Origin of the sequence: Symbiopectobacterium sp. RP, assembly GCF_050472005.1 — a bacterium.
Taxonomy (GTDB): domain Bacteria; phylum Pseudomonadota; class Gammaproteobacteria; order Enterobacterales; family Enterobacteriaceae; genus Symbiopectobacterium.
Genome location: NZ_JBGOGS010000001.1, coordinates 94,727 through 121,523 on the forward strand (window position 1 = coordinate 94,727; position 26,797 = coordinate 121,523).

Below are 26,797 nucleotides of genomic sequence, written 5' to 3' on the forward strand. Positions count from 1 at the left end.
ACATTATTTAAATGAGCTATTCAATTGATTTTAGACGTAAAGTAATAACTACACGGGAAGAAGAAGGGTTGAGTATCCGGGAAACAGCGAAGCAATTTCGGATTGGCCCTGCCTCTGTATCGCGTTGGATTAATCAAATAGCGTCAAAAGCATCGACCACGCGTCAGCGAAAGAGCGATAAATCCGAGTTGATAAAAGATGTTGAACCATATCCAGATGCTTACCAAAAAGAACGTGCAGAGCGTTTTGGCGTTTGTCAGAAGGCCATTTGGCAAGCTCTTAAAAAGCTGGGATTGACCTATAAAAAAACTCTACGTCATCCGAAAGCCGACGAAAGCGCCCGGCAAGCATTTCAACAAAAAATACAACAGTATGAAAAAGAAGGCAAAACTATTGTTTTTATTGATGAAAGTGATTTTCCACACGATACCCCACGGACTCACGGCTATTCCCCAAAAGGTCAACGGTGTTTTGGCCTGAAGAACGGGGGAGCCAAGGGAAGAACAAATGTTATCGGCGCGTTATTAGGCACAACGCTGTTTGCTATCGGATTATTTGATATCAATATTAACAGCGATGTTTTCTATTCCTGGGTCACACAAGTCCTTATCCCAGTACTCCCTAAAAACAGGGTAATCGTGATGGACAATGCAACTTTTCACAAAAAACATAATATTCAACAAGTCATCATCGATGCAGGGTATATGGTGGAGTATTTGCCTACATATTCGCCAGATCTTAACCCCATTGAGCATAAATGGGCACAAGCAAAAAGCAAAAAAAGAGAGAGTGGTTGCGATACAGAGATTTTGTTCTCAGTCCATATGGTGTAGGCTTTGTTGAATAATAGTGAGTCATGCTGTTTTGCCAAGCCAGTTTTGGTAGAAAATGTTTGTCACCTCAGGTTTACAGTTTTCTTATGAGGCCTAACTGCATGATTTTGCGTTGCGAGGATCTGTCGTTTCACCGGGGGTGCAGCATAAAATATGTTTATTCAACAAAGCCTATGGTGTAATCAAAATTAAGTCTCTTGGTATACAATACATGTTGAAACAGTATCGCAGTCGTTCGATTAGGGCAAAAAAATACTCACGTTTCGTTACCATTATCGCCTTTTCATCCAGCCGCTAACGCCCACCACCAAATAGTGTCAGGATCGTTATCCGCTCGGTAAAAAAACAACCGCTCCGCCTTATACTGGAAATTATATTTTCACGCTCCGAATAAATAGCCTGACGAAAAGAAAGGCGCACAGGATGCTTTATCTCCCTTTTTTTAAAAGGGATTAGCGGAATTCTGCGGGGATATCAATGCACAATAACAGTGCAGCCGCCCGCGGCATTGCACTAAAATCGACGATCATTCTTCAAAAGGGGTAAACACAGGAGTACATTAGGCAGGTTATGCTATTTCATCGCGAAATACGCTTTTCCTGAAAAAGGTTCGCTCTATCTATGATGTCTCCCATTGAGAAGTCTAAAAAACTGGATAATGTTTGCTATGACATTCGCGGCCCGGTGCTAAAAGAAGCCAAGCGCCTGGAAGAGGAAGGAAATAAAGTACTCAAACTGAACATCGGCAACCCTGCGCCGTTTGGTTTCGATGCACCGGATGAAATACTGGTCGATGTCATCCGCAATTTACCTACCGCGCAGGGTTACTGCGATTCCAAAGGACTTTATTCCGCGCGTAAGGCCATTGTGCAGCATTATCAAGCGCGCGGAATGCGTGAAATGACGCTGGAAGATGTGTATATCGGCAACGGCGTCTCCGAACTGATCGTGCAATCCATGCAAGCGTTGCTTAACACAGGCGACGAGATGCTGGTTCCTGCACCGGATTATCCGCTGTGGACCGCCGCCGTCTCGTTATCCAGCGGGCATGCGGTACACTATCTGTGTGATGAAGAAGCAGGATGGTTCCCCGACCTGGACAACATTCGCAGCAAGATCACGCCACGCACGCGCGGCATCGTGATCATCAATCCCAACAACCCTACTGGTGCCGTTTACAGCAAAGAGTTGCTGATGGAAATCGTGGAAATTGCACGCCAGCATAGCCTGATTATTTTTGCTGACGAGATCTACGACAAAATTCTGTACGACGAGGCGCAACACCACTCCATCGCCGCGCTGGCGCCGGATCTGCTGACGCTGACCTTTAACGGTTTATCTAAAACCTACCGGGTAGCCGGTTTCCGCCAAGGCTGGATGGTGCTGAACGGCCCGAAAAAACATGCTAAAGGCTATATCGAAGGCTTGGAAATGCTGGCATCGATGCGTCTGTGTGCCAACGTACCTATGCAACACGCCATCCAAACTGCGCTGGGCGGTTATCAGAGCATTAGTGAGTTCATCCACCCCGGTGGACGGTTGTATGAGCAGCGTCTGCGCGCTTGGGAACTGATCAACCAGATCCCCGGCGTCTCCTGCATCAAACCACAGGGAGCGCTTTACATGTTCCCGCGTATCGACGCCAAGCGTTTCAATATCCATGACGACCAGAAACTGGTGCTGGACTTACTGCTGCAAGAAAAAGTGCTGCTGGTGCAAGGCACTGCGTTTAACTGGCCGCATACGGACCACGTCCGTATCGTTACGCTTCCGCGTGTAGATGAGCTGGATTCCGCCATCCACAAGCTAGGCCGTTTCCTGTCGCACTACCATCAGTAAGCCTCTGTTTGCATCATTCCAGCGCGTCATTTTTCACGACGCGCTGGCGTTTACATCCTTCCCGAGAGCGGCCACAATATCTGATTATGGTGCTGCCGTCTGAGAGAACATGATGAATCAGAGTCACTTTTTCGCCCATTTATCCCGTTTGAAACTGATTAGCCGCTGGCCGCTGATGCGCAACGTGCGCACCGAAAACGTATCTGAGCATAGCCTTCAGGTGACCTTTGTTGCTCACGCACTGGCAGTGATCAAAAACCGCAAATTCAATGGCAACCTGAACGCAGAACGCATCGGGATGCTGGCGATGTACCACGATGCCAGCGAAGTGCTAACCGGGGATATGCCAACCCCTATAAAATATTTCAATGCGCAGATCGCCCATGAGTACAAAAAGATAGAAAAGCTGGCGCAGCGCAGCCTGATTGCCATGTTGCCGCCCGAATTACAGCAGGATTATCGCCAACTGATTGATGACAGTTGCTGTAGTGAAGAAGAGCACGCCATCGTCAAACAGGCGGATGCTCTGTGCGCTTACCTGAAATGCCTTGAAGAGCTTTCAGCCGGTAACAGCGAATTTGCCCTTGCCAAAACTCGGCTGGAAAAGACGCTGCAACAACGCCAAAGCCCGGAGATGGACTACTTCATGGAAATATTTATTCCGAGTTTTAGCCTGTCGCTGGATGAGATCAGTCAGGGTTCCACCCTGTAAGTCGGAATAGTTATAGCCAAGCGACATTATTTTGATAACAATTAGCTGTATTTTTTTGCCACATATCAGGGCATTGGCTGTAATCATTTTTAAGTCGGTTGGCTATAGTTTTGTTTTTATATCCGCGTAAAAAATCACACCGAGGTGGGCGAGGGCGATTGAGCCGCCCCATGTCTGGCGCGCTACGCGTGTAGCAGAAAATCGCTTAGCCCGTTGCACACGAAACCTTCACTGCATTCACAGAAAAATGGCTTTATAAGGTGCATCAACGCACACTTAAAAACCGTAGAGCCACGGCACCATGATGACACTGACAATCATCACCAGCACGGTGAATGGCACCCCCACTTTCACGAAATCACCAAAGCGGTAGCCACCTGGACCGAGCACCAGCGTATTCACCGGTGAAGAAACCGGTGTCATGAATGCCGCGGAGGCGGCAATAGCTACAATCATGACGAAGGGATACGGCGAAACCCCCATCTGTTTTGCCGCAGCAATGGCGATCGGTGCCATCAACACGGCGGTGGCGGTGTTAGAAATAAAGAGCCCGATCGTCGCACACAGCACAAACAGGCACACCAGCATCACCTGCGGCTCAGCCCCCCCCGCAACTTCCATCAGGGCATTCACAATCAGCGTTACACCACCTGTCTGCTGGAGCGCCAGCGCAAAGGGCATCATCCCGACGATCAAAATCAAGCTCGGCCAATGGATCGCACGGAAAGCGCTTTCCATATCAATACAGCGAAATTTTCCCATCAGCAAACAGGCAATCAACGCGGCAATCACATTGGGGATTTCATCAGTCAGCATCATGGCGACCATCAGCGCCAGACAGAACAGCGCGTGCGGAGCCTGGCTCACCGCAGGCGCAACGTCATCCACTTCAGCAGGGAGATTCAACACCAGCATCACATGCTTTTGCGATTGCAGCTGGCGGATCATACGCCAGTCGCCAAGCACCAGCAGGATATCGCCCAGCTGCAGCGGTTCATCGGCCAGCAATCCATCCATCGCCTCACCATTGCGGCGGATACCCACCACAGAAAGCCCGTAGCGGCTTCGGAAGCCTACGTCATAAAGCGTCTTACCAATGAGCTCAGAATCGGGGATCAGAGACACTTCCGCCATCCCCACATCGCGAGCCTGTTCAGAAAAGTATTCACCGCGCAGCACCGTCGGTTCCAAGCGCTGCGAGGTACAAAACTCACGCAAATCGACCTCAGAGGCTGACATATCAATCAGCAACACATCGTTGAACCGCAGTTCGGTGTTACCCGCCACGCTGACCATCACGCGACGGAACTTACGCCAGCGCTCAATCCCCACCACGTTGGCACCGTAGCGCTGGCGCAGACGCAAATCATCTAGGCGGTGGCCAATAAAAGGTGAACCCGGTAGTATCGCCAAACGACGTGCCCTGCCCGTCAGCTTGTAATAGCGAATCAGGTCGCGGAAGGTCTTGCGCTTCCAGCCCTCTTTATTCGCCGCTAGCGGATCGACACCGCTCAGCCAGAATCGAGCCACCAACATGTAAGCAATGCCCAGCAGCAACACCACGACACCAATCGGGGTGACGCTGAAAAAGCCGAAACCGTGATTGCCGTCACGCATCAACTCACTGCTTACCACCATGTTGGGCGGCGTCGCCACCAGCGTCATCATCCCGCTGATCAGGCCAGCAAAACTGAGCGGCATCATCAGCCGCCCCGGTGGGGTTTTCATTTTGCCCGAAACGCTCAGCACCACAGGGATAAAGATCGCCACCACACCGGTGGAACTCATAAATGCGCCCAGCGCCGCCACGGTCAGCATCAGTAGCACCAGCATCTTGATCTCACTGTTGCCCGCAACGCGAATCAGCCACTCCCCTACCTGATACGCCACGCGGGTCCTGACCAGCCCTTCACCAATAACAAACAGCACGGCAATAAGGATCACGTTGGGGTCGCTGAAGCCGACTAGCGCGTCCGAGAGCGTTAAGGTACCGCTCAACACAAAGGCGATGATAACCAGCAGCGCCACAACATCCATGCGTAGCTTATTGTTGCTAAACAATAAGATAGCGATCAACAGCAGGGATAACACCCAGAGCAGTTCGCGGTTCAAATGATCCTCCCAAAAAAACGCGTAAGCCAGCGGCAACACGGTCATTTATAACCGTCCAGACGGTAACAGCCTAAAAAATCACGCTTAACCCAAGTCTGTTCTAGTAGTCTGCCATAAAAAAACCCCGCCGAGGCGGGGTTTTGATCATATTTAGTTACGCTTTTATCAATCGGTTAGCTTACTCACCTGCACACCGTTCGGCGTAGGCGTTAGGGTCAGTTGCGTTAGCGATGTCAGAACCATATCAACGTCCTCTAACGCCAAGGCATCCGCAGGGGCATTAACGGGAATCACCTAGCAACCTGCCACTAATCCAGATTCCAATCCGGCAGGCGCATCTTCTACCACCACGCACTCATGCGGTTCCAAACCCAGGCTTGCAGCACCCAGCAGATAAGCATCCGGCTGCCGCAATCGCCCGGCACGATGGCGCGCATGGGCGATAGGTACGGTGCCTGATGTCACGATAGCCCAAGGAATGCCGAGCGCGTTAAGACGTTCAAGGAGTTGGCTTGCGCCCGGCATCGCCTGCACACCCTGCGTGTCAGACGCTTCGGTGCGCTCCAGTTCATCAAACTCACGCTGGATCTCCGCTTCGCTTTTACCCTGCAAAAAGTGGCGCAGTGAGGTGATCGCCTGTTTGCCATGGATAAAATCAAGCACCTCTTGGGGGGCAATATCATGGGCAACCGCCCAATTAACCTAGGCACGCTCCACGGCTGGTAGTGAATCCACCAACGTACCATCTAAATCAAACAGGAAACCTTTACACTCCACAACCACCTCTTTGTTTTATTTCACCGGTTCAGGCATTGATGATTTGCGCAATCTCTACGGCGCTTAAATGATACTGACGCGGACAGGACACCCACACTGCCAGCATGCGGTTGTATTTTTCCCACATTTTAGTCTGTGCGTTGAAGCCGTGAGTACCGGAATCGAAATGCGGGTAACGCCCTTCCACATGCACCATGAAACGAACAAAGCCGAGATAGCGCGCTTCAATCGCGGCATCAAAGCCCAAAAAGGCCAGGCGACGCAGATCCAGATCCTTGCGGTCTTTCAGGTTATCCCAAGAAACCTGCAAGGCATGGTGCATTTCCATGATATTGATGATGGTGCGGCACACGTCTTCACTGAGTTCGCCAAATTCCTGATCCAACTCACGCATTTGCAGCCCATAGCCACGCTCGACGATGGTTTGCAGCCGACGATAGCGTTCTGCATTGTCCGGATCCATCATCGTCATCATTTTGTATTGATTCGAAAGAATCAATCTCTGGGCATTCGTCATTTCCATCGTGCACTCCTGAACCTCTATAGTACCGGCCTGACGCCGCTGACTCGTTTAACCTGATACCAGAATCGCATACTCAAAAGTGGGAAGATAGCGCTAGCCTCCGGTTTTTTGATTTAAAACAGAGGGGAAGGACAAAATAAGGACAAAATAATGCTATTCACACGCAAAGGGTGAAAACGGTCACAGTTCATCTAAAAAGGTTTTGTCCAGCTGTTTAAAAGCACGTTTCAGCACGTCGGCCAACATCTGGTAAGTGGGTTTACCTTCAATCGGTGCCAGCGCCATCCCAGCCTCTTGCAGTTTAAGGCGAAGATCGTGAAACCATTCGGAAAGCGTTGGCGGTAACGGCGATACCGAGCGGCGGCCTAGCCACCACAGCCCCTGTAACGGCAGACTACAAGCAAACAGTGCGGTCGCAGCTGCTGGCCCCAGTTGGCCACCCAGCGCGATCTGCCAAGTTAAGGTGAACACTGCCAGCGGCGGCATAAAGCGAATACCGAACTGCGTAGCACGCACCACACGGTTTTCAGGGAAAACAGGCGCCAGACGTTTATCCAGCAGCCAGGTTTTCATATAATGTTGCCCGTAATGGAGTACACGCCATCCCCCGCGTTTATCAGCTGGTTGAGATTTCATGGCGACTCCTTTGTTACCGTTTCAGTTATTACCATTTTCAATTGCATCATCAAAATAACAGATAAAAAATAAAATTCTAAAGCAAGCTAGCAACTCCATTTGATAAACTTAAAATATATTTTGTGTTTGCCTGACGCTATCGGTATCCTACCTCGGCGTAGGTCGCCATCTATACTAAAGTAGTCATGTCACTAAACCAACGTGGTCATGCTGCATGCCAGAATAACGATCCTTTCACCATCGTGCTTGATGATGAATGCCGTTTTCAACTGTATTAACTACAGCATAGGCAAAAAATAGGGGGACCATTGGTGCGTGCGCGACATTTATCGCCTTATTTTTCGCCACATGCTTTTCAGGGCCGATATGTCATCTTCGCACGCCGTGCATCCAGTATGCTATGCGGATAGGCCATATCGGCGCTTTTTCATGGTCATGTCAGGGAAATCACACCGTGCCATGACGTTAGTCATAAATGTCAGCGGCTGTTTAGGCTATGCTACGCGCTGTTTGACATTTGTTCACCATGTATAACAAGTAGGTACTTCCATGTCGAGTAAGTTAGTACTGGTTCTTAACTGCGGTAGTTCATCCCTGAAGTTCGCGATCATCGATGCTGTTAACGGGGAAGAGTACCTGTCAGGTCTGGCCGAGTGTTTCCACCTTCCTGAAGCCCGTCTCAAGTGGAAAATGGATGGTGCCAAGCAGGAAGCTGCGCTGGGCGCAGGCGCTGCACATAGCGAAGCGTTGAACTTCATCGTTAACACCATTCTGGCACAGAAACCGGAACTCTCCGCGCAGCTGGTTGCTATCGGTCACCGTATCGTACACGGCGGCGAGAAATTCACCCAGTCTGCCGTGATCAACGACGACGTACTGCAAGGCATCAAAGATTCCGTGCCTTTCGCACCGTTGCACAACCCGGCTCACCTGATTGGCATCGACGAAGCGCTGAAATCCTTCCCTGCGCTAGCAGACAAAAACGTTGCCGTATTCGACACCGCATTCCACCAGACCATGTCGGAAGAATCCTACCTGTATGCCCTGCCGTACAAACTGTACTCCGAGCATCACGTTCGCCGCTATGGCGCACACGGCACCAGCCACTTCTTTGTGACCCAACATGCCGCAGAAGCGCTGAACAAGCCGGTTGACGAAGTTAACCTGATCACTTGCCACCTAGGCAACGGCGGTTCCGTAACCGCAGTGCGTAACGGTAAGTGTGTCGATACCTCCATGGGTCTGACCCCGCTGGAAGGTTTGGTCATGGGTACCCGTAGCGGTGACATCGACCCGGCAATCATCTTCCACCTGCACGATTCCCTAGGCATGAGCGTTGAGGCTATCAACAAGCTGCTGACCAAAGAATCTGGCCTGCTGGGCCTGACTGAAGTCACTAGCGACTGCCGCTATGTTGAAGACAACTACACCACCAAGGCGGATGCCAAACGTGCCATGGACGTGTATTGCCACCGTCTGGCTAAATACATCGGTGCTTACAGTACGCTGATGGAAGGCCGTCTGGACGCCGTTATCTTCACCGGTGGTATCGGTGAAAACGCTGCCATGGTACGTGAACTGACGCTGAACAAACTGGACCTGCTGGGCTTTGAAGTCGACCACGAACGCAACCTAGCTGCTCGCTTCGGCAACGGCGGCAACATCAGCAAAGAGGGCTGCCGCCCTGCGCTGGTAATCCCGACCAACGAAGAGTTGGTTATCGCGCAAGACGCCCTGCGTCTCACCGCGTAAGACAAGTAATCCCACACCGTCAGCCAAGGCTGACGGTGTCGTTTCTGACCAAGCTGTTTTTGGCTCAGCGAGCAACCGTAAAAGAGGTTTAGCCGTGTCCCGTACAATCATGTTGATCCCCACTGGCACCAGCGTTGGTCTGACAAGCGTCAGCCTGGGTGTCATTCGTTCCATGGAACAAAAAGGCGTGCGCCTGAGCGTGTTCAAACCGATCGCGCAGCCGCGTTCTGGCGACAATACGCCGGACCAGACCACCACCATCATCCGCGCCAACTCAGCCATCACTGCGGCTGAACCGTTGAAAATGAGCTACGTTGAAGCGCTGCTCAGTTCCAACCAGCAAGACGTGCTGATGGAAGAAATCATCGCCAACTACCACGAAAATACCAAAGATGCAGAAGTGGTGTTGGTAGAAGGTCTGGTGCCGACGCGCAAACATCAGTTTGCCAACGCGCTGAACTATGAAATCGCTAAAACCCTGAACGCCGAAATCGTGTTCGTTATCGCACTGGGAAACGACTCTCCGGACCAGCTGAAAGAGCGCATCGAACTGGCTCGCAGCAGCTTTGGTGGCAGCAAGAACAAAAACATCACCGGCATTATCATCAACAAGCTGAACGCTCCGGTGGATGAGCAAGGTCGTACCCGTCCTGATTTATCTGAAATCTTCGACGATTCCAGCAAAGCAGACGTGCCGAACGTCGATCCGAAACAACTGTTTGCCAACAGCCCGCTGCCGGTACTGGGCTGCGTGCCGTGGAGCTTCGATCTGATCGCTACTCGCGCTATCGACATGGCAAAACACCTGAATGCCTGCATCATCAACGAAGGCGAAATTCAGACCCGTCGTGTGAAAACCGTGACCTTCTGTGCGCGCAGCATTCCGCACATGTTGGAACATTTCCGTCCGGGCTCCCTGCTGGTAACCTCTGCGGATCGTCCTGACGTCTTGGTCTCCGCGTGCCTGGCTGCCATGAACGGCGTTGAAATCGGTGCCGTGCTGCTGAGCGGCGGTTATGAAATCGATGCCAGCATCGCCAAACTGTGCGAACGCGCCTTCCAGACTGGCCTGCCAGTATTTATGGTGAACACCAACACCTGGCAGACCTCACTCAGTCTGCAAAGCTTCAGCCTGGAAGTGCCGGCTGACGACAGCGAACGCGTTGAGAAAGTCCAAGACTACGTGGCTCGCCACATCGACAGCCAGTGGATCGAATCCCTGAGCGCCGCATCCGAGCGTTCTCGCCGTCTGTCTCCACCGGCATTCCGCTATCAGCTGACCGAGCTGGCACGCCAGGCGGGCAAACGCGTTGTGCTGCCGGAAGGCGACGAACCGCGTACCGTGAAGGCCGCCTCTATCTGTGCCGAACGTGGTATTGCGCATTGCGTGCTGCTGGGTAACCCGGAAGAGATTCAACGCGTTGCGGCTGCACAGGGTGTTGAACTGGGCAAAGGCATCGAAATCGTCGATCCGTATGCCGTTCGCGAACGCTATGTTCCGCGTCTGGTTGAGCTGCGTAAGAGCAAAGGCATGACCGAAGTGGTCGCGCGTGAGCAACTGGAAGACAACGTGGTGCTGGGCACCCTGATGTTGGAACAAGGCGAAGTTGACGGTCTGGTTTCCGGTGCCGTTCACACTACCGCTAACACCATCCGTCCGCCGTTGCAGTTGATCAAAACTTCTCCGGGCAGTTCACTGGTTTCTTCCGTGTTCTTTATGCTGCTGCCGGAACAAGTGTTTGTCTACGGTGACTGCGCTATCAACCCGGATCCGACCGCAGAGCAACTGGCCGAAATTGCGATTCAGTCCGCCGATTCCGCCGCCGCATTTGGTATCGATCCGCGCGTTGCCATGATCTCCTACTCCACCGGTAACTCTGGTGCGGGCAGCGACGTGGAAAAAGTGCGTGAAGCAACCCGTTTGGCACAGGAAAAACGTCCGGATCTGGTTATCGACGGCCCGCTGCAATACGACGCCGCAGTAATGGCCGACGTAGCGAAATCCAAAGCGCCGAATTCTCCGGTTGCGGGTCAAGCTACCGTGTTCATCTTCCCTGATCTGAACACCGGTAACACCACGTACAAAGCAGTACAACGTTCTGCTGACCTGATCTCCATCGGGCCGATGCTGCAAGGCATGCGCAAACCGGTGAACGATCTGTCCCGTGGCGCGCTGGTAGACGATATCGTTTATACCGTTGCACTGACTGCTATTCAGGCTACCCAGCAATAATCTCGGGTAACCCACTGAAGTGGTAGTACGCTACTTCAGTCCCCATCCCCTCGCAACGCAGGTTGCGGGAGGATTTTTTTACGTCAATTCCGCTCACGCACGCAATTCGTCGTAGGACACCATCACATGTTCTTGAAAGGCTGGGCGTTGCATTATAGCCAACCGACTTAAAAATGATTACAGCCAATGCCCTGATATGTGGCAAAAAAATACAGCTAATTGTTATCAAAATAATGTCTCTTGGCTATACTGTTTGCTGTCTTTGCGATTATGCTGCTGAAGCAGGAAACGCGACAGCGTGCGCTGTAGCGCCTAGCATCGAATGAAAAACGGGGGCTAGGTGGCTCCCATTTTTTTTGCCTGTTTTACAGAAACGTTTAGTGCAATTAGGGTTAACTTCCAAGGTGACAATGTCACTTATTGGGGGTTAAAAAAGGTAATTAATCCTTGGAAATGCTTTAAAACGATTAAATATCGCAACGGTTTAGCGATGATTTAATAGCAACCGCGTAATCATTATTAGAATAAAAGTGCCTGTTTGCTTGCTTATCGTAATGTTTGTTGCTGTTAATGATCGCCAAGAAGGTGAATTTTTCTATGATATTCAATTCTGTTTCGTCAACCACTCGTCCACATGGGCTGAAATTGCTCACCGTGGGGTTACTGGCATTGATTGTGGCTGGATGTTCTACGCCGCTCTCAACGTTAGTCGATCGCGGCGATTACATCGTGGATACCACTCATCCGGCTAAAGGCCAGAATGAGCGTGTCCGATTTCTGATCCTACATTACACCACGCTGAATGATGCGCGTTCGCTAGAGGTATTAACCCAGAGACAAGTCAGCGCGCATTATCTGGTTGCGAAAAATCCACCGCTGCGGGATAAAAAACCCGTAGTAATGCAACTGGTGCCAGAAGATATGAGAGCTTGGCATGCGGGTGTCAGTAATTGGAATGGCCGGGTAAATATCAATGACTCTTCGGTGGGCATTGAGATTGTTAACCTCGGCTTTACCGATAACATGCTTGGCGTTCGTACCTGGTATCCTTACAATGAAACGCAAATCACCGCGCTTGCTGCGCTCACCAAAGACATTATCAAGCGTAACAACATCACGCCGGATAATGTTTTGGCGCACAGCGATATTGCACCACTGCGCAAACAGGACCCTGGCAAACTGTTCCCCTGGAAACGGTTTGCAGAGATGGGCGTCGGTGCTTGGCCTGATGATGCAACGGTGAACAAGTATCTCGCCGGGCGGCAGCCGAGTGCGCCGGCGGATGTGTTGACGCTTCAGAAAGCATTACATCAGTATGGTTATGATAAAATTCCGCAAAACGGTGAGTTGGATAAAGAAACACGTTTGACCATTAGCGCGTTTCAAATGCACTTCCGCCCATCGGATATTGAAGGTAATGTCGATGCACAAACGGAGGCGATTGCCAAAGCGCTGGTGGAAAAATACCGAACCTGAACCCGTGACTACCCTTTCTACTGCGAAGGAATTGCTCAAATATGCTGAACTATTGACGTTGTTTTTTTCTGCTGTGTGTGGAGTGCTGGGGTGCAGTAGTAAGGGGAAAATTATTCCTCCTGCTGTGGTTGATGCTCCCGTCCACGTTTCTCCGGCTATACCGGAGAACGTTAAGGGCGTTTGGTTAACCACGCTTTCTGGCCTTGACTGGCCGACGCCTGCGTTAAGTGATGAGCCGTCAGATGAGCACCGCATTGCGTTACAAAAACAGGCGCTGATCGACAAGCTGGATAATCTGGTTAGCCTGGGCGTTAACACGGTCTTTTTTCAGGTAAAGCCGGACGGCACAGCGCTATACCGCTCGGCGTTACTGCCGTGGTCTGATGTATTAACCGGCGTGGTGGGCAAAGATCCAGGGTACGATCCTTTGGCCTTCATGTTGGCTGAAGGGCATAAGCGTGGATTGCGCATTCACGCTTGGCTCAATCCCTACCGTGTGACCAGCAATACCCAGCCGAAAACCGTGGACGCGCTGCGCCGCACTCTTAGTGTGTCGCCCTCTAGCGTCTATGCGTTGCACCCAGAATGGATACGTACGGCGAGCGATCGGTTTGTGTTGGATCCCGGTATCTCAGAGGTGCGTCAGTGGATCACCAATGTGGTGGTGGAACTGATTAACAACTACGCCGTGGATGGTATCCATTTTGACGATTACTTCTACTATGAAACCCCCGCGTCCCGTTTGCAAGACGATGCTATCTATAGGCAGTATGGGCAGGGGTTTGTCGTCAAAGGGGACTGGCGGCGCAATAATACGTTGCTATTGATTGAGCAAGTATCGATGGCAATCAAAGCGGTCAAATCGCAGGTTGAGTTTGGCGTCAGTCCGTCGGGCGTGTGGCGCAATGCAGAGAATGACGCTCGCGGTTCGGATACGCGCGGTGGTGCGGCCTATGACATCTCTTATGCGGACACTCGGTTGTGGGTTGAACGTGGCTTGATTGACTATATCATCCCGCAAATCTATTGGCCCTTTTCACGAGAAATAGTCCGTTATGACACACTGGTAAAATGGTGGGCGGATGTGGTAAGGCCAACCAAAACGCGCCTCTATATTGGTATTGCACTGTATAAAGTCGGTGTGCCTTCGCAAAAGGAGCCAGATTGGGCGCGGGACGGCGGCGTGCCTGAACTGCGGCGGCAGTTGACGCTCAATGAAGCGCTGCCGGAAGTGAAAGGTAGCGTGCTCTTTCGTGAGGGATTTATTCATCAACCTCAAACCGTACCGGCGGTGGATTACCTCAGAAAGCACTGGGGTAAATAGCGCTAAAAACGACGTTGCTGCGAAAAGCCGCTATATTTTCTGTTGTAGAACAGGCTGTCCGACGTACATTTGCAAAAATGGATTTTATTGCGTGCGGCAGGATTTAAACGTCGTGTTAACCCTAAGCAGGCCACCATGAAAACACTTGTATTTTCCGATGATATGTTGCTGAACCGCATGTTGCTGTTATAGCCAACCGACTTAAAAATGATTACAGCCAATGCCCTAATATGTGGCAAAAAATACAGCTAATTGTTATCAAAATAATGTCGCTTGGCTATAGCCGCATTAGCTATCGTCATGATGGGGATCCATCTGGCGGCATCCATCCTCTCCATCATCCTGCTCTCCCTGTTTTTGGCTATCGTGCTTGAGCCGGTAGTGGCGCTATTGTGTCGCACACGCTTACCGCGCTCTCTGATTGTGGTGTTGCTGGGCGGCGTATTGTTGATGCTGCTGGTTTACGTCCTGCTCAGGATGGTGGCGGCATTGCCTGAATTAAATCAAATGAGCTTGCAAATGCGCAGCCTGCTGACGCGTCAGCTTACCGTTGGTATAGCCAAGCAACATTATTTTGATAACAATTAGCTGTATTTTTTGCCACATATTAGGGCATTGGCTGTAATCATTTTTAAGTCGGTTGGCTATATGGCACCGTTGCAGGAATTGGGGCTAACGCTATCGCCGGAAGCGGCGATGTCGCTGATTGACCCTAGGCAATTTCTTGGGCTGATCACCCGCATGCTCAGCCACGTATAGCCAAGCGACATTATTTTGATAACAATTAGCTGTATTTTTTGCCACATATCAGGGCATTGGCCGTAATCATTTTTAAGTCGGTTGGCTATATCCAGTTTTTTTTCATTGGCACTGGTGGTGTTTCTGACGGTTATTTTCATGCTGATTGAGGTGCCGGTACTATAGCTAAACGACTTAATTTTGATTACATTATTTAAATGAGCTATTCAATTGATTTTAGACGTAAAGTGATATCTACACGGGAAGAAGAAGGGTTGAGTATCCGAGAAACAGCAAAGCAATTTCGGATTGGCCCTGCCTCTGTATCGCGTTGGGCTTTGTTGAATAATAGTGAGTCATGCTGTTTTGCCAGCCAGTTTTGGTAGAAAATGCTTGTCACCTCAGGTTTACAGTTTTCTTATGAGGCCTAACTGCATGATTTTGCGTTGCGAGGATCTGTCGTTTCACCGGGGGTGCAGCATAAAATATGTTTATTCAACAAAGCCATCGCGTTGGATTAATCAAATAGAGGCTTTGTTGAATAATAGGTAATCATGCTGTTTTTCCATGCCAGTTTTGGTTGAAAATGCTTGTCATCTCAGGTGTACACTTTTCTCATGAGGCCTAACTGCATGATTTTACGTTGCGAGGATCCGTCGTTTCGCTGGGCTGCCAGCATAAAATCTATTTATTCAACAAAGCCATCTACCGAGTCAGTGCGAGTACGTTATCAATTGATCTGCGAGGCGCGCTGAAATAAATCATCCCACATACCATTGACTAATATCTGATCCGGCGGCGAAAGCTCACCATTTTTAATCGCTTGCTGTACGCTGTCGCAAATGCGCTGATAGAGCGCCTGAACCGAGGTATCCCCCTGCTCTTCAGCCTCTGCCACTGCCAGCGTCAAATGACCGCGCAGGTAGCCACCGGCAAAAAGTTCATCATCGCTGGCATGCTCTACCATATCATCAATCAGCGCAAGAATATGCGCTTCACATTCTGCGATCATCTAACATCCTCACTATTATAGCCAACCGACTTAAAAATGATTACAGCCAATGCCCTGATATGTGGCAAAAAATACAGCTAATTGTTATCAAAATAATGTCGCTTGGCTATAACGTTTATCCGCATCAGTTGAGATCGGCGGGATACGGGAACTGCTCCGCCGTCAACGGCGGCGTATTGTAATGCACGAATAAAGTGCAATGGACGCGCCGGAATACCTTGCTCCAGATAGGTCATCACTTGTGCATGTACGGTGCGCTGAAACGCGATGCGATCCGGCTCAATACTCCCTTCCAGATTGTCGTAGCTGACATTAAAGGGAAAGCCCGAAGCTACGCAAAACAGCCAGTCAAACGCCTGTGGCTTGATTTCTACCTGCTCGAACTGCCCCTGCGTTGCCGCATCGCGGCCATCCGGGCAGTACCAATAGCCAAAATCCACCAGCTTGCGTCGCGCCTCACCGGCAATGCACCAGTGCGAAATTTCATGAAATGCACTGGCATAAAACCCGTGCGCGAACACAATACGATGATAGGAAAACTGTTCATCAGCAGGCAGATAGATAGGCTCATCATCCCCTTTCACCAGCCGAGTGTTATAGTCCTGCTCAAAGCACTGGGCGAACAAAGTAATGAGATCGCGGTAATCGTGCGTAGTGCTTACACTAGAGGTGGTCATGACCAGAGGTGTCCTATCCATTGGGCAATATCGCTGCCGTGGTTATCATAAATCAACTTCACGCTCATACAGGCAGACACAATCACCAGCATCGGACGGATCAGCTTTTGCCCCTTATTGAGCACCATGCGAGCACCGAGACGGGCCCCCAACACCTGCCCGACCAGCATCACCAGCCCAACGCCCCAGACCACCTGACCGCCCAGAATAAAGAACAGCAACCCACCAAAATTGGAAGTGAAATTGAGCACCTTGGCATGCGCCGTGGCTTTAGGCAGGCTAAAACCGCTGAGCGTGACAAACGCCAGCGCGTAGAAAGAACCAGCGCCGGGGCCAAAGAAACCGTCATAGAACCCGATACACCCGCCCGCCAAAAAGGCAAACGGAAGGCCCGACAAACGGTTCTGGCGATCTTCATCGCCAATTTTCGGCATTAACAGGAAATAGAGCACGATACCGATCACCAGAACTGGCAGGATCTGGCGCAAAAAATCCGCGTGAATCTGCTGAATCAACCAGGCACCAAACGTTGAACCTAAAAAGGTCAAGGCGATGGGCAGCTTCTGTTCACTTAACCTCACGGCGCGCTGGCGGACAAAATAGAGACTGGCAGAAAAAGATCCACCGACCGCTTGCAGTTTATTGGTTGCCAGCGCCTGCGCTGGGCTTAGTCCTGCCGAGAGCAGAATTGGAATACTGAGTAACCCACCTCCCCCCGCGATAGAATCGATAAAACCGGCAAGTGCTGCAAAAGCAAACAACACCCAAAGCATTTCGGGGCTGACTAAAAACCATTCCATGACTTAGTTCACCAACAGATGTTTATCGAGTAATGCCTGACACGAGGCCGGTAGCGGAGGTGGCGTTTTCACTGGCGCTTCAGGGGTCGGATGGCGTGGCGTAAACCAACTGCTCAATTCGGCACCGCACCCATCACCTGCGGGTGGCGTGTCCTGATCCTGACATTCCAGGCTGTCTGTCGGGCAGCGTAACCGCACGTGCATATGCGCCCTGTGCGCAAACCAAGGACGCACTTTGCGCAGCCAGTCACGATCCTGTCCCGCTTCCTGACACAGCTGTTTCTTGATGGCCGGGTTGACAAAGATGCGGGTGACCTCTTGATCCTGCGCGGCCAATTTGATCAACGCCGTCACCTGTGGCTGCCACAAGCGTGGGTTGACCTGACGACCATTGGCTGCAACCAAATCGATAGGCTGCGGTTTCAGGAGTTGCTGTGCCGTCCAACGCTGCAGCGGCATCTGTAACCAAATATCCGCATCCAGACCGGACTGGTGACTGGCATGGCCGCTGCTGAATCGACCGCCAGCCGGCATTCCCATATCGCCCACCAGCACAATACCGCCAGTCTGCTTTTTCACATTAGCGCTTAGTCGCGTGATAAACGCCAGCAAATCCGGATGACCGAAATAGCGGTGTTGATCGACACGCATCACCTGATAATTCACGGATTCCAGCGGCAACGGCTGCGCACCGACAATACAACCGTTAGAGAACGCACCAATGGCCTGCGCCGTACCCGGCACCGGATGCGCGATCTCTTGCCACGGGGTTTTTGCCCATACGCCCGCGATTAACAGCACGGCAATGACCCCCAACCACCCTTTTTTCATGTTTAGTTTACCAACGAGGAACCTGACTCACGACGTCCGCACACTGGGCGCGCTGACGCAACAGATGATCCATCAATACAATCGCCATCATTGCCTCCGCAATCGGCACAGCACGAATCCCCACGCAGGGATCGTGACGTCCACGGGTGATCATTTCCGTTGCTTCACCCTGACGGTTGATGGTTTTCCCCGGCACCGTGATGCTAGAGGTGGGTTTCAACGCCAGATGCGCGACAATCGCCTGTCCGCTACTAATGCCACCCAGCACGCCGCCCGCATGGTTACTCTGGAACCCTTGCGGGGTAATTTCATCACGGTTTTCGCTGCCGCGTTTGGTGACAACCGCAAATCCATCGCCGATTTCTACGCCTTTTACCGCGTTGATACTCATCAATGCGTGGGCTAGGTCGGCATCCAAACGGTCAAACACTGGTTCACCCAAACCAACGGGCACCGATTCGGCGACAACGCTGACTTTAGCGCCGATGGAGTCACCCTCTTTTTTCAGGGCACGCATCAATTCATCCAGCGGATCGATCTTGTCGGCATCGGGGCAGAAAAACGGGTTTTGCTCGACGATATCCCACGCTTTCAATTCACAGGTAACATCGCCCATTTGCGCCAGATAACCACGTACCTGAATACCGTGTGTCATTTGCAGGTATTTTTTGGCAATGGCACCAGCGGCCACACGCATTGCGGTTTCACGGGCCGAAGAGCGGCCGCCACCGCGATAGTCACGCACGCCGTATTTTTGTTCGTAGGTATAATCGGCATGACTAGGGCGGAACACGTCTTTGATCGCACTGTAATCCTGAGAGCGCTGATCGGTATTTTCGATGATCAGGCCAATGCTGGTACCCGTGGTGAGCCCTTCAAACACCCCAGATAAAATACGCACCTGATCCGGCTCGCGGCGCTGCGTGGTATAACGCGAGGTACCGGGGCGACGGCGATCCAAATCGCGTTGCAGATCCGCTTCAGTCAGCGGAATGCCCGACGGTACGCCATCAACGATACATCCCAACGCAATACCGTGGGATTCGCCGAACGTGGTGACGCGGAAGAACTGGCCAATACTGTTGCCTGCCATCACGGCTCCTTTCTGTGTAACATCGCTATTCTGTACTGCATTATGATTTATATTGCCGGGGTGAGCCCGGCATAGCCGGTGTTTTTATTGCCGATACGCCACAAAATGGCTGTGGCAATCCACCAGTTGATCTTTTGTCAGCATAAATACGCCATCACCACCGTGCTCGAACTCCAGCCAGGTAAAAGGAATATTCGGATACTGATCCATCAAATGCACCATGCTGTTGCCCACTTCACAGATCAGCACGCCCTGCTCATTAAGGTAATCTGGCGCGCATGCCAAAATGCGGCGTACCAAATCCAGCCCGTCATTGCCCGCCGCAAGGCCCAGTTCCGGCTCGCGGCGAAACTCCTGTGGCAAATCCGCCATGTCTTCCGCATCCACATACGGGGGATTGGTGACAATCAGGTCATACGCGAGCGGCGGCAGCGAGCTGAACAAGTCGGAACGAATCGGTGTGACCTGCTGTTCCAGGCCGTGTTGCTGGATATTCTGCTCGGCGACGGCCAACGTATCGCTGGAGAGATCGACAGCATCCACTTCAGCATCGGGGAAAGCGTGCGCACACGCAATCGCGATGCAACCGCTGCCAGTGCAAAGATCGAGAATATGCTGCGGCTCATCGACGATCAATCCAGCGAACTGCTGTGAAATCAACTCACCGATTGGCGAACGCGGCACCAACACGCGCTCATCAACAAAAAACTCGAATCCGCAAAACCACGCCTTGTTGGTCAGGTAAGCCACTGGCAGACGTTCATTAACGCGACGAATAACGCGCTCAACCACACGCTGGCGTTCCGATACCGTCAGACGCGAGCCATACATATCCACAGGGAAATCAAGGGGCAAATACAGGGTGGGCAGCACCAGCTGCAGCGCTTCATCCCACGGGTTATCGGCGCCATGTCCATAATAGAGCTCTGCTGCGTTAAAACGGCTTACCGCCCAGCGCAACATGTCTTGCAAGGCATGCAGGTCTTTGACCGCCTCGTCGACGAAAATTTTATCCAAGTTAGTCCTCCACAGACCCCACCTGTCCGGAAATGCCGCTTAGTTTGCCATGAAGCCAACGACAAATCAGCAGATATCACCCCGACCGCGCAGAAATCCTCTGCGTTGCTTATCAATCGATTCTCCCCTTCTGTTGTTTGCCAATTTCGGGTTTGCTATTAAAAAGGTAGCACAGGCACTATTACAGGTTACACTGGGGCCCATGTCATTTATGGCAAATGCCGTATGAATTGATGCCCTAACGCCAGGCCGCCCCATCGGGAAGCAGATACGCCGACGTAATAAGGACCGTGAGAGACACACAGGGGTGACCGAATGAGTAAAAAACACGCGTTGAATGATGGCGACGCACAGCTATTCCGCGCCTCCGTGGCCGGCACCAAAACGCTGCGCCAAGATACCTATGTACACCGTCCCCAGCGCAATCAGGTAGAAGGGAAGCTGCCGCCGCGCAAGGTGTTGCAGGAACAAGTGGATGCCAGCTTTTATTTTTCCGACGAATTTCAGCCTCAACTGGACAGCGACAGCCCCACGCGTTACGTGCGCCTCGGCAGCAGCCATTACGAGCTAAAAAAACTGCGGCGCGGCGACTATTCCCCAGATCTGTTTCTCGATCTGCACGGATTAACCCAGTTGCAAGCCAAGCAAGAACTAGGTGCCCTGCTCGCGACCTGTCGCCGTGAACACGTTTACTGCGCCTGTGTGATGCACGGCCACGGTAAGCATATTCTCAAACAGCAAACGCCACTCTGGCTGGCACAACATCCGGATGTACTGGCTTTCCATCAGGCCACCAAAGAGTTCGGCGGTGACGCCGCACTGTTGGTGTTGGTGGAACTGGATGCGGCGTACGGTTAGATAAAAGCGGGCACTGAACCGTCGCGCTAATGCACCCAGCTTGCGCGCTGTCGCCTGACATTTGCGACGGCGTAAGCTCAGATCAGGATTTAAGCGCCAACTGTGACGGGCTGATTTGCCAATCGAACACACCAGCCCCCGACTGCGCATCGAGAGTAACGCAGGCCACCGCCGAGGTGGCAAACATCGGCGCTCCGGTTTGCGGACTGAGTTCCGCCACCAGATACCCGACCAAGGGCAGGTGCGAGACGATCAATACCGATTCGATCCCCTCACCGGCCGATGCCAGCAGATAATCACTGATAAAGGCGGCATCGCCGCCCGGCGTCAGTGCTGGCAGGCAATCTTCTTCATCAGGCAGGGAAAGGATACCACGCAAGGTGGACAGCGTTTGCTGGGCGCGGACATAAGGACTCACCAAAACACGCGTAATAGCCACCCCCTGGTCATGTAGCCAAAAAGCCATCTGACGCGACTCTTCAACACCGCGCGCACTGAGCGGACGAAGCGCATCACTGGCTGCGTCAGGTACTGCATCACCATGACGCATAATCAAAACTTGCATATAACACCGTTATAGTAAAAAACTTCGTTATATTATGCTGTTAACATATATTCCCCGATAAAGAAACCGCCATGCATACAATGTTTGGACAGGGGGAACACGTGTCATTTTGTTGCAAATTTAACTGAAGCACGAACCGCTTTTTTACCTTAGATGGGAAGCTGGAGTCAACCGATTTGGGTAGGCCGCTGAGGCATAGTCATATATGCCAAGAGACTTAATTTTGATTACACCATATGGACTGAGAACAAAATCTCTGTATCGCAACCACTCTCTCTTTTTTTTGCTTTTTGCTTGTGCCCATTTATGCTCAATGGGGTTAAGATCTGGCGAATATGTAGGTCCACCATATACCCTGCATCGATGATGACTTGTTGAATATTATGTTTTTTGTGAAAAGTTGCATTGTCCATCACGATTACACTGTTTTTAGGGAGTACTGGGATAAGGACTTGTGTGACCCAGGAATAGAAAACATCGCTGTTAATATTGATATCAAATAATCCGATAGCAAACAGCGTTGTGCCTAATAACGCGCCGATAACATTTGTTCTTCCCTTGGCTCCCCAGTTCTTCAGCCCAAAACACCGTTGACCTTTTGGGGAATAGCCGTGAGTCCGTGGGGTATCGTGTGGAAAACCACTTTCATCAATAAAAACAATAGGCTTACCTTCTTTTTCATACTGTTGTATTTTTTGTTGAAATGCTTGCCGGGCGCTTTCATCGGCTTTCGGATGACGTAGAGTTTTTTTATAGGTCAATCCCAGCTTTTTAAGAGCTTGCCAAATGGCCTTCGGAGTTATTAGCAAATCTGGTGTATGGCGATCAGGCTACGTTCCGCTCTGATGCTTCGTGAATCTGTTCTCCATCCTTAAATTGGACGTTGCTTACAACCAGGGTCAGCAGGTCAAATCCTCTTAGTCGGTTCCAGCTTTTCTGAGCAGACTGGAGCAGCTTAAATACCATACCATTGACAGGGTTGTTTCTCTCGAACCACTGTTCTTCGCGCCTCTGCTTCGTAGCCTCACAGTCGCAAAAGCCGATTCAATCGGATTTGTCGTTCTTATTGACGCCCAGTGCTCTGACGGGAAGTCGTAGAATGCCAGCAGTTCTTCTCGAGCTTTCTCCAGCTTCTTCATCGCTGCAGGATACTTCACTGAAAACCTTGCCAACAAAACATCAAAGGCTTCATTAGCGGCATCGCGGCTCTCTGCTAGCCAAACCTCCCGCAGCTCAGCCTTAACTTTCGGTTGCATGGCTTTGGGGAGTGAAGCCAACACATTAGCGGTTTTGTGCACCCAACAGCGTTGGTGCTGCGTGTCCGGGAATATCTTTGCCATTGCATTCCAAAAACCAAGGGCACCGTCTCCCGTAGCCAGCTTGGGAGATACGGTTAGGCCACGTGCTCGCAGGCCATTAAGAAGTTCGGCCCAGTTTGCTTCTGACTCTCGATAACCATCTTCAACCGCAACCAGCTCCTTACGTCCATGCTCAGTGACGCCGATAATGACCAGCAGGCAAAGGCGATCATCTTGCCTGACATGGCTGTATATGCCATCGGCCCAGAAATAAACGTAGCACGTATCGCTTAAATCACGCAGGCACCATTGCCTGTGCTCTTCAAGCCATTGCTGTTTCAGTCTGCTGATGGTACTGGCAGAGAGGGCATTCGCTTTTTCACTGAGAAGCGCCCTCAGGGCTTCGTGAAAATCACCGGTGGATATGCCTCGCAGGTACAGCCATGGTAGCAACTCTTCGACGCTTTTTGCACGTTTCAGATAAGGCGGCAACAACGCGCTGTTGAAGCATATTCCGTTGCCACTGAGCTCTCTGACCTTAGGCACTTTAATTTCAACATCCCCAATACCCGTCTGTATGGTTCGCGGTGGCAAATAGCCGTTACGAACGACAGCATGACGCCCCTCGTCAAGGCGGCGTTCAGCATGTTGTTGCAGCATGGCTTCGAGCTCAACCTCAACGGCGGCAGCTATAGCCAACCGACTTAAAAATGATTACAACAGATACCCTGATATGTGGCAAAAAATACAGCTAATTGTTATCAAAATAATGTCGGTTGGCTATATAGCGTTCGTCGTGTAGATTACCTTGCGAAGTTCCTGCGGGTACGAGAAGAATGTCGACAGGTTGGCCCAGTTTGACTGCCAGCTCCGGCTTATCTGCGGATAGCGGTGATCCCATGTCCCACCGAACGTCACCAGCGCCTGAAGCGCGGCCTCTTCGGCTGGAGCCTGATACACTGCTTTGAGGTCGCGTGTTACCGCCTTATAGTCCTTCCAGGCAACGAAGCGCAGACTGTTTCGCACCATGTGCACGATGCACAACTGGATGCGGGCTTCCGGGTAGACCGTGTTGATGGCATCCGGGAACCCTTTCAGACCGTCCACACAGGCAATGAGGATGTCGGTCAGGCCACGGTTTTTCAGTTCTGTCAGCACGTTCAGTCAGAACTTTGCGCCTTCATTTTCGGCCAGCCACATCCCCAGTAGCTCTTTCTGGCCTTCGATATTGATACCCAGCGCCAGGAACACAGACTTATTGATAACGCGGCTGTCCTGCCGGACTTTCAGAACGATACAGTCAAGGTAAACAATGGGATAAACCGCATCTAGGGGACGATTTTGCCATTCAACAACCTGCTCCATAACGGCATCGGTGACCTTCGATACCAGGGCGGGTGAGACATCCGCGTCATACAGCTCTTTGAACGCAGCGGCAATTTCGCGGGTGCTCATCCCTTTGGCATACAACGATAAAATCTGGTTATCCATCCCGGTGAGGCGGGTCTGGTTCTTCTTCACCAGCTGCGGTTCAAAGGAACCATCACGATCACGTGGTGTACGCAGTTCCAGCGGACCATCGCCGGTGGTAACAGTCTTTGTGGAGTAGCCATTGCGCGTGTTATAGCCAACCGACTTAAAAATGATTACAGCCAATGCCCTGATATGTGGCAAAAAATACAGCTAATTGTTATCAAAATAATGTCGCTTGGCTATATCAGTTGCCTGGCACCATTACGAATGAGTTCATGCAAGGGATCACCTGCAATATCTGGTTCTGCGGAGACCTGTAGGGTAGACTTTTTCATGGGGTATCATCTCTCTGTTGTTGAAATCATCCACGAAATCAATCAGCAGGATACGCCACCCTCCCCGAAACCCCGTACACCAGAAATGAGCATAACTCACACCGTACTGGTTCGGATTATTGCAGTGTTTTATTTCGGATGAATGGACATAAAGCAAAAGGCTCCACCGGGAGCATTTTTACGTGTGATGCCAGAGAAAGGGCTATTTGGCAGGTACAGCGGGAACCGGATCAGGCGCATCGATCTCCTGAAGAGAATTTTCGATGGCAGCGGCGTTCGGGTTCTCTTGTGGGGCCAGATGGCCACCGCGCGCCAAGAAATCATGCCGTTGGAAATAAACCTCGCGCACCATCAGATATGGATCGGACGAGTTTCTCAGCAGACCATCTGAATCTAGTAGTTGTGCTCGCGTCTCTACCCCTTCCACGACCCATTTACCAGCGGAAGCGCAGAACGTCAGGTAACTCAGGACCGGATAGAGCGTATCAACCATGCCGCCACCGTCTTCACGCAGCGTCGCGCTGCCATAACCCGGCAATACCACATATGGACCATAGCTCACTCCGTAGCTTCCCAAGGTAGTACCGAATCGGCGCGGTTCTTCTTTTGCCAGCTTCGGATTCGCCACCGAGGCAAGATCGAATAATCCCCCCATCCCCAACAGGGTGTTCAGGAAGAAGCGGTTAAAGTGGATCATGGCCTTGTAAGGATCGCCCGACACAAAATAGTTTGCCATCGAGGCGGGTTCTTCCAGGTTACTGAGGAAATTGCTCAGTCCATTACGCGCGGGTTTTGGTACATAGTCACGCCAAGCAACAGCTACAGGCCGGACGATGTACGGGTCCAGCACATTGTAGTTAAAGTTGAACATGGTGCGGTTGAGTCCCTCAAGTGGGTCGGAACGCCCTTGGGTTGTTTTATCCGAAGAGCTGGCGCACCCAACCAGCATGACACTGGCCAGCACCACCCCACTCAAACGGTTATTCATACTGATTCTCCCTGATAAAATTGCGTTTCGCCAACGTTACAAGCGTATAGCATCCCCCCGACCCCTTTCAACGCATTGACTGCGAAGAACGCATTCTGACAGGAGATGGTCGTTGGTAGTGTAACATTTTATTGCGCTTCATCGAGGAAAGCTAACGTAATAGTGCTTATTAATGCGTGTATTACTGAATTAGCAAGCCAAAAAACGGGTTTTTATGGTGCAGAGACTCAGATCCAATGCCTTGCACACCCACATTCTTCACACTTTTTTTACCACCGATTGACGAGATATTAATCAATCGCACATTCATGTGCTTATGCTTACGGCCAAAATGCGTATAATGTCCTCACTGAAGTCTCCATAGTTAAATGGATATAACGAGCCCCTCCTAAGGGCTAATTGCAGGTTCGATTCCTGCTGGGGACGCCATTACACTGTTCGCCAGCATCCGCAGGCGTTCGTTAAATCCCCGAACAATCAGCAATCATAAGCAATTACTGTTCGCTAGCGTTCGCAATAGAACGTTGACAGCCGCACTCTTTAGCGGGTAAAAAACGGATAAAGTATTTTACCCACCGGAATTTTACCCATGCTCACTGTCAAACAGATTGAAGCAGCAAAGCCAAAAGACAAGCCCTATCGCCTGCTTGATAGCAATGGCCTGTACCTTTACATACCTGCCTCTGGGAAAAAGGTATGGCAGTTACGCTTCAAGCTGGATGGCAAATAGAAGATTTTAACCGTGGGTAAATATCCACTCATGTCTTTGCAGGAAGCTCACGACAAAGCCTACTATGCAAGAAAGGACGTGTCCGATGGCATAGATCCAGTAAGGACCAAAAAGAGAAACGAAAAGGATAACTCATTCTCAGTGATCTATAGCAAAACGACTTAA

Annotated in this window: 26 protein-coding genes, 1 tRNA gene and 5 pseudogenes; 15 read left to right on the forward strand and 17 right to left on the reverse strand. The window is 51.2% G+C overall.

Translation table 11 applies throughout. The features are described from left to right. Positions 1-11 precede the first annotated feature (11 nt). The 3 genes from ACD630_RS00710 to yfbR all read left to right on the forward strand — a co-directional run bounded on the left by ACD630_RS00710 (position 12) and on the right by yfbR (position 3,384). On the forward strand, positions 12-833 hold the full coding sequence (locus ACD630_RS00710; RefSeq protein WP_430357786.1) for an IS630 family transposase: 822 nt from the start codon (positions 12-14) through the stop codon (positions 831-833). Between the two features lie 624 nt (positions 834-1,457). Next, positions 1,458-2,672: a pyridoxal phosphate-dependent aminotransferase gene (locus ACD630_RS00715; RefSeq protein ID WP_430359827.1), complete on the forward strand. Its 1,215-nt coding sequence runs from the start codon at positions 1,458-1,460 to the stop codon at positions 2,670-2,672. A 112-nt stretch (positions 2,673-2,784) separates the two neighbouring features. Further along, complete coding sequence (gene yfbR / locus ACD630_RS00720) at positions 2,785-3,384, forward strand: 5'-deoxynucleotidase (protein WP_430359828.1); 600 nt, start codon at positions 2,785-2,787, stop codon at positions 3,382-3,384. 10 nt (positions 3,385-3,394) lie between these two features. Here yfbR and ACD630_RS00725 read toward each other — a convergent pair whose 3' ends face one another. The 5 genes and pseudogenes from ACD630_RS00725 to yfbV all read right to left on the reverse strand — a co-directional run bounded on the left by ACD630_RS00725 (position 3,395) and on the right by yfbV (position 7,432). Then, positions 3,395-3,556, reverse strand: coding sequence for a hypothetical protein (locus ACD630_RS00725; RefSeq protein ID WP_430357787.1), 162 nt, complete (start codon positions 3,554-3,556; stop codon positions 3,395-3,397). A 104-nt stretch (positions 3,557-3,660) separates the two neighbouring features. Continuing rightward, positions 3,661-5,496 carry an SLC13 family permease gene (locus tag ACD630_RS00730; protein WP_430359829.1) on the reverse strand — a complete coding sequence of 612 codons (1,836 nt, stop codon included), beginning with the start codon at positions 5,494-5,496 and terminating at the stop codon, positions 3,661-3,663. Between the two features lie 165 nt (positions 5,497-5,661). Further along, positions 5,662-6,273, reverse strand: a pseudogene (locus ACD630_RS00735) (HAD-IA family hydrolase). Between the two features lie 28 nt (positions 6,274-6,301). Beyond that, positions 6,302-6,796 carry a YfbU family protein gene (locus ACD630_RS00740; RefSeq protein ID WP_430357788.1) on the reverse strand — a complete coding sequence of 165 codons (495 nt, stop codon included), beginning with the start codon at positions 6,794-6,796 and terminating at the stop codon, positions 6,302-6,304. Between the two features lie 180 nt (positions 6,797-6,976). After that, positions 6,977-7,432 (reverse strand): terminus macrodomain insulation protein YfbV, encoded by a 456-nt coding sequence (gene yfbV, locus ACD630_RS00745; RefSeq protein WP_430357789.1) that lies wholly within the window; start codon positions 7,430-7,432, stop codon positions 6,977-6,979. Between the two features lie 549 nt (positions 7,433-7,981). On the opposite strand from yfbV, the gene ackA reads away from it, so the two are divergent. The 7 genes from ackA to ACD630_RS00780 all read left to right on the forward strand — a co-directional run bounded on the left by ackA (position 7,982) and on the right by ACD630_RS00780 (position 14,805). Next, on the forward strand, positions 7,982-9,184 hold the full coding sequence (gene ackA / locus ACD630_RS00750; protein ID WP_430357790.1) for an acetate kinase: 1,203 nt from the start codon (positions 7,982-7,984) through the stop codon (positions 9,182-9,184). 94 nt (positions 9,185-9,278) lie between these two features. Next, positions 9,279-11,417, forward strand: coding sequence for a phosphate acetyltransferase (gene pta, locus ACD630_RS00755; protein ID WP_430357791.1), 2,139 nt, complete (start codon positions 9,279-9,281; stop codon positions 11,415-11,417). Between the two features lie 173 nt (positions 11,418-11,590). Continuing rightward, positions 11,591-11,743 carry a hypothetical protein gene (locus ACD630_RS00760; protein WP_430357792.1) on the forward strand — a complete coding sequence of 51 codons (153 nt, stop codon included), beginning with the start codon at positions 11,591-11,593 and terminating at the stop codon, positions 11,741-11,743. A 271-nt stretch (positions 11,744-12,014) separates the two neighbouring features. Next, positions 12,015-12,893, forward strand: a complete 879-nt coding sequence (locus ACD630_RS00765; protein WP_430359830.1) for an N-acetylmuramoyl-L-alanine amidase — start codon at positions 12,015-12,017, stop codon at positions 12,891-12,893. Positions 12,894-12,897: 4 nt separating this feature from the next. Next, a complete protein-coding gene (locus ACD630_RS00770; RefSeq protein WP_430359831.1) occupies positions 12,898-14,217 on the forward strand; it encodes a glycoside hydrolase family 10 protein in 1,320 nt (439 codons plus the stop codon). A gap of 69 nt (positions 14,218-14,286) precedes the next feature. Beyond that, positions 14,287-14,409, forward strand: coding sequence for a hypothetical protein (locus ACD630_RS00775; RefSeq protein WP_430357793.1), 123 nt, complete (start codon positions 14,287-14,289; stop codon positions 14,407-14,409). A gap of 81 nt (positions 14,410-14,490) precedes the next feature. After that, positions 14,491-14,805: a hypothetical protein gene (locus ACD630_RS00780; protein ID WP_430357794.1), complete on the forward strand. Its 315-nt coding sequence runs from the start codon at positions 14,491-14,493 to the stop codon at positions 14,803-14,805. Positions 14,806-14,861: 56 nt separating this feature from the next. On the opposite strand, the gene ACD630_RS00785 is transcribed toward ACD630_RS00780, so the two are convergent. Continuing rightward, positions 14,862-15,116 carry a hypothetical protein gene (locus ACD630_RS00785; RefSeq protein ID WP_430357795.1) on the reverse strand — a complete coding sequence of 85 codons (255 nt, stop codon included), beginning with the start codon at positions 15,114-15,116 and terminating at the stop codon, positions 14,862-14,864. A gap of 57 nt (positions 15,117-15,173) precedes the next feature. Between ACD630_RS00785 and ACD630_RS00790 the strand changes: the two genes are divergently transcribed. Continuing rightward, complete coding sequence (locus tag ACD630_RS00790) at positions 15,174-15,341, forward strand: IS630 transposase-related protein (RefSeq protein WP_430357796.1); 168 nt, start codon at positions 15,174-15,176, stop codon at positions 15,339-15,341. A 344-nt stretch (positions 15,342-15,685) separates the two neighbouring features. Here the strand turns inward: ACD630_RS00790 and ACD630_RS00795 are convergent, their stop codons facing one another. The 6 genes and pseudogenes from ACD630_RS00795 to prmB form a co-directional block, all read right to left on the reverse strand. Continuing rightward, entirely contained in the window at positions 15,686-15,967 is a 282-nt protein-coding gene (locus ACD630_RS00795; protein WP_430357797.1) for a YfcL family protein, read from the reverse strand. A gap of 124 nt (positions 15,968-16,091) precedes the next feature. Next, positions 16,092-16,644 (reverse strand): annotated as a pseudogene (locus ACD630_RS00800) (elongation factor P hydroxylase). Further along, positions 16,641-17,444: a sulfite exporter TauE/SafE family protein gene (locus ACD630_RS00805; RefSeq protein WP_430357798.1), complete on the reverse strand. Its 804-nt coding sequence runs from the start codon at positions 17,442-17,444 to the stop codon at positions 16,641-16,643. Before ACD630_RS00805 ends, ACD630_RS00800 begins: the two are co-directional and overlap by 4 nt. Positions 17,445-17,447: 3 nt before the next feature. Continuing rightward, on the reverse strand, positions 17,448-18,275 hold the full coding sequence (gene mepA / locus ACD630_RS00810) for a penicillin-insensitive murein endopeptidase (RefSeq protein WP_430357799.1): 828 nt from the start codon (positions 18,273-18,275) through the stop codon (positions 17,448-17,450). 7 nt (positions 18,276-18,282) lie between these two features. Then, complete coding sequence (gene aroC / locus ACD630_RS00815) at positions 18,283-19,368, reverse strand: chorismate synthase (RefSeq protein ID WP_430357800.1); 1,086 nt, start codon at positions 19,366-19,368, stop codon at positions 18,283-18,285. 84 nt (positions 19,369-19,452) lie between these two features. After that, the gene (gene prmB / locus ACD630_RS00820) at positions 19,453-20,385 is read right to left on the reverse strand and encodes a 50S ribosomal protein L3 N(5)-glutamine methyltransferase (RefSeq protein ID WP_430357801.1); all 933 of its coding nucleotides are present in this window, start codon (positions 20,383-20,385) and stop codon (positions 19,453-19,455) included. A gap of 315 nt (positions 20,386-20,700) precedes the next feature. Here prmB and smrB point away from each other — a divergent pair, with 315 nt between their 5' ends. After that, positions 20,701-21,243 carry an endonuclease SmrB gene (gene smrB, locus ACD630_RS00825; RefSeq protein ID WP_430357802.1) on the forward strand — a complete coding sequence of 181 codons (543 nt, stop codon included), beginning with the start codon at positions 20,701-20,703 and terminating at the stop codon, positions 21,241-21,243. An 82-nt stretch (positions 21,244-21,325) separates the two neighbouring features. Here smrB and sixA read toward each other — a convergent pair whose 3' ends face one another. The 3 genes and pseudogenes from sixA to ACD630_RS00840 form a co-directional block, all read right to left on the reverse strand. Continuing rightward, a complete protein-coding gene (gene sixA / locus ACD630_RS00830) occupies positions 21,326-21,808 on the reverse strand; it encodes a phosphohistidine phosphatase SixA (RefSeq protein WP_430357803.1) in 483 nt (160 codons plus the stop codon). A gap of 227 nt (positions 21,809-22,035) precedes the next feature. After that, positions 22,036-22,617 carry a transposase gene (locus tag ACD630_RS00835; protein WP_430357804.1) on the reverse strand — a complete coding sequence of 194 codons (582 nt, stop codon included), beginning with the start codon at positions 22,615-22,617 and terminating at the stop codon, positions 22,036-22,038. A 16-nt stretch (positions 22,618-22,633) separates the two neighbouring features. Further along, positions 22,634-23,811, reverse strand: a pseudogene (locus ACD630_RS00840) (IS256 family transposase); the annotation flags it as partial. Between ACD630_RS00840 and ACD630_RS00845 the strand changes: the two are divergent. After that, a complete protein-coding gene (locus ACD630_RS00845) occupies positions 23,765-23,908 on the forward strand; it encodes a hypothetical protein (protein ID WP_430357805.1) in 144 nt (47 codons plus the stop codon). The pseudogene ACD630_RS00840 and the gene ACD630_RS00845 overlap by 47 nt on opposite strands. Here ACD630_RS00845 and ACD630_RS00850 read toward each other — a convergent pair. Continuing rightward, positions 23,890-24,735, reverse strand: a pseudogene (locus ACD630_RS00850) (IS256 family transposase); the annotation flags it as partial. The gene ACD630_RS00845 and the pseudogene ACD630_RS00850 overlap by 19 nt on opposite strands. Positions 24,736-25,116: 381 nt before the next feature. After that, a complete protein-coding gene (gene mlaA / locus ACD630_RS00855) occupies positions 25,117-25,902 on the reverse strand; it encodes a phospholipid-binding lipoprotein MlaA (RefSeq protein WP_430357806.1) in 786 nt (261 codons plus the stop codon). Between the two features lie 354 nt (positions 25,903-26,256). On the opposite strand from mlaA, the gene ACD630_RS00860 reads away from it, so the two are divergent. Together ACD630_RS00860 and ACD630_RS00865 are read left to right on the forward strand one after the other, a co-directional pair. Continuing rightward, positions 26,257-26,331 (forward strand) — tRNA-Arg (locus ACD630_RS00860). Between the two features lie 160 nt (positions 26,332-26,491). Continuing rightward, positions 26,492-26,788: pseudogene (locus ACD630_RS00865) on the forward strand (Arm DNA-binding domain-containing protein); the annotation flags it as partial. Positions 26,789-26,797 lie beyond the last annotated feature (9 nt).

Bases quoted from the DNA above. Each gene is read 5' to 3' on its own strand.
- ACD630_RS00710 (WP_430357786.1), top strand. From the start codon at position 12: ATGAGCTATTCAATTGATTTTAGACGTAAAGTAATAACTACACGGGAA.
- ACD630_RS00715 (WP_430359827.1), top strand. From the start codon at position 1,458: ATGTCTCCCATTGAGAAGTCTAAAAAACTGGATAATGTTTGCTATGAC.
- yfbR (WP_430359828.1), top strand. From the start codon at position 2,785: ATGAATCAGAGTCACTTTTTCGCCCATTTATCCCGTTTGAAACTGATT.
- ACD630_RS00725 (WP_430357787.1), bottom strand. From the start codon at position 3,556: ATGGGGCGGCTCAATCGCCCTCGCCCACCTCGGTGTGATTTTTTACGC.
- ACD630_RS00740 (WP_430357788.1), bottom strand. From the start codon at position 6,796: ATGGAAATGACGAATGCCCAGAGATTGATTCTTTCGAATCAATACAAA.
- yfbV (WP_430357789.1), bottom strand. From the start codon at position 7,432: ATGAAATCTCAACCAGCTGATAAACGCGGGGGATGGCGTGTACTCCAT.
- ackA (WP_430357790.1), top strand. From the start codon at position 7,982: ATGTCGAGTAAGTTAGTACTGGTTCTTAACTGCGGTAGTTCATCCCTG.
- ACD630_RS00760 (WP_430357792.1), top strand. From the start codon at position 11,591: ATGATTACAGCCAATGCCCTGATATGTGGCAAAAAAATACAGCTAATT.
- ACD630_RS00765 (WP_430359830.1), top strand. From the start codon at position 12,015: ATGATATTCAATTCTGTTTCGTCAACCACTCGTCCACATGGGCTGAAA.
- ACD630_RS00785 (WP_430357795.1), bottom strand. From the start codon at position 15,116: ATGAAAATAACCGTCAGAAACACCACCAGTGCCAATGAAAAAAAACTG.
- ACD630_RS00790 (WP_430357796.1), top strand. From the start codon at position 15,174: ATGAGCTATTCAATTGATTTTAGACGTAAAGTGATATCTACACGGGAA.
- ACD630_RS00795 (WP_430357797.1), bottom strand. From the start codon at position 15,967: ATGATCGCAGAATGTGAAGCGCATATTCTTGCGCTGATTGATGATATG.
- ACD630_RS00805 (WP_430357798.1), bottom strand. From the start codon at position 17,444: ATGGAATGGTTTTTAGTCAGCCCCGAAATGCTTTGGGTGTTGTTTGCT.
- mepA (WP_430357799.1), bottom strand. From the start codon at position 18,275: ATGAAAAAAGGGTGGTTGGGGGTCATTGCCGTGCTGTTAATCGCGGGC.
- aroC (WP_430357800.1), bottom strand. From the start codon at position 19,368: ATGGCAGGCAACAGTATTGGCCAGTTCTTCCGCGTCACCACGTTCGGC.
- smrB (WP_430357802.1), top strand. From the start codon at position 20,701: ATGAGTAAAAAACACGCGTTGAATGATGGCGACGCACAGCTATTCCGC.
- sixA (WP_430357803.1), bottom strand. From the start codon at position 21,808: ATGCAAGTTTTGATTATGCGTCATGGTGATGCAGTACCTGACGCAGCC.
- ACD630_RS00845 (WP_430357805.1), top strand. From the start codon at position 23,765: ATGGCTTCGAGCTCAACCTCAACGGCGGCAGCTATAGCCAACCGACTT.
- mlaA (WP_430357806.1), bottom strand. From the start codon at position 25,902: ATGAATAACCGTTTGAGTGGGGTGGTGCTGGCCAGTGTCATGCTGGTT.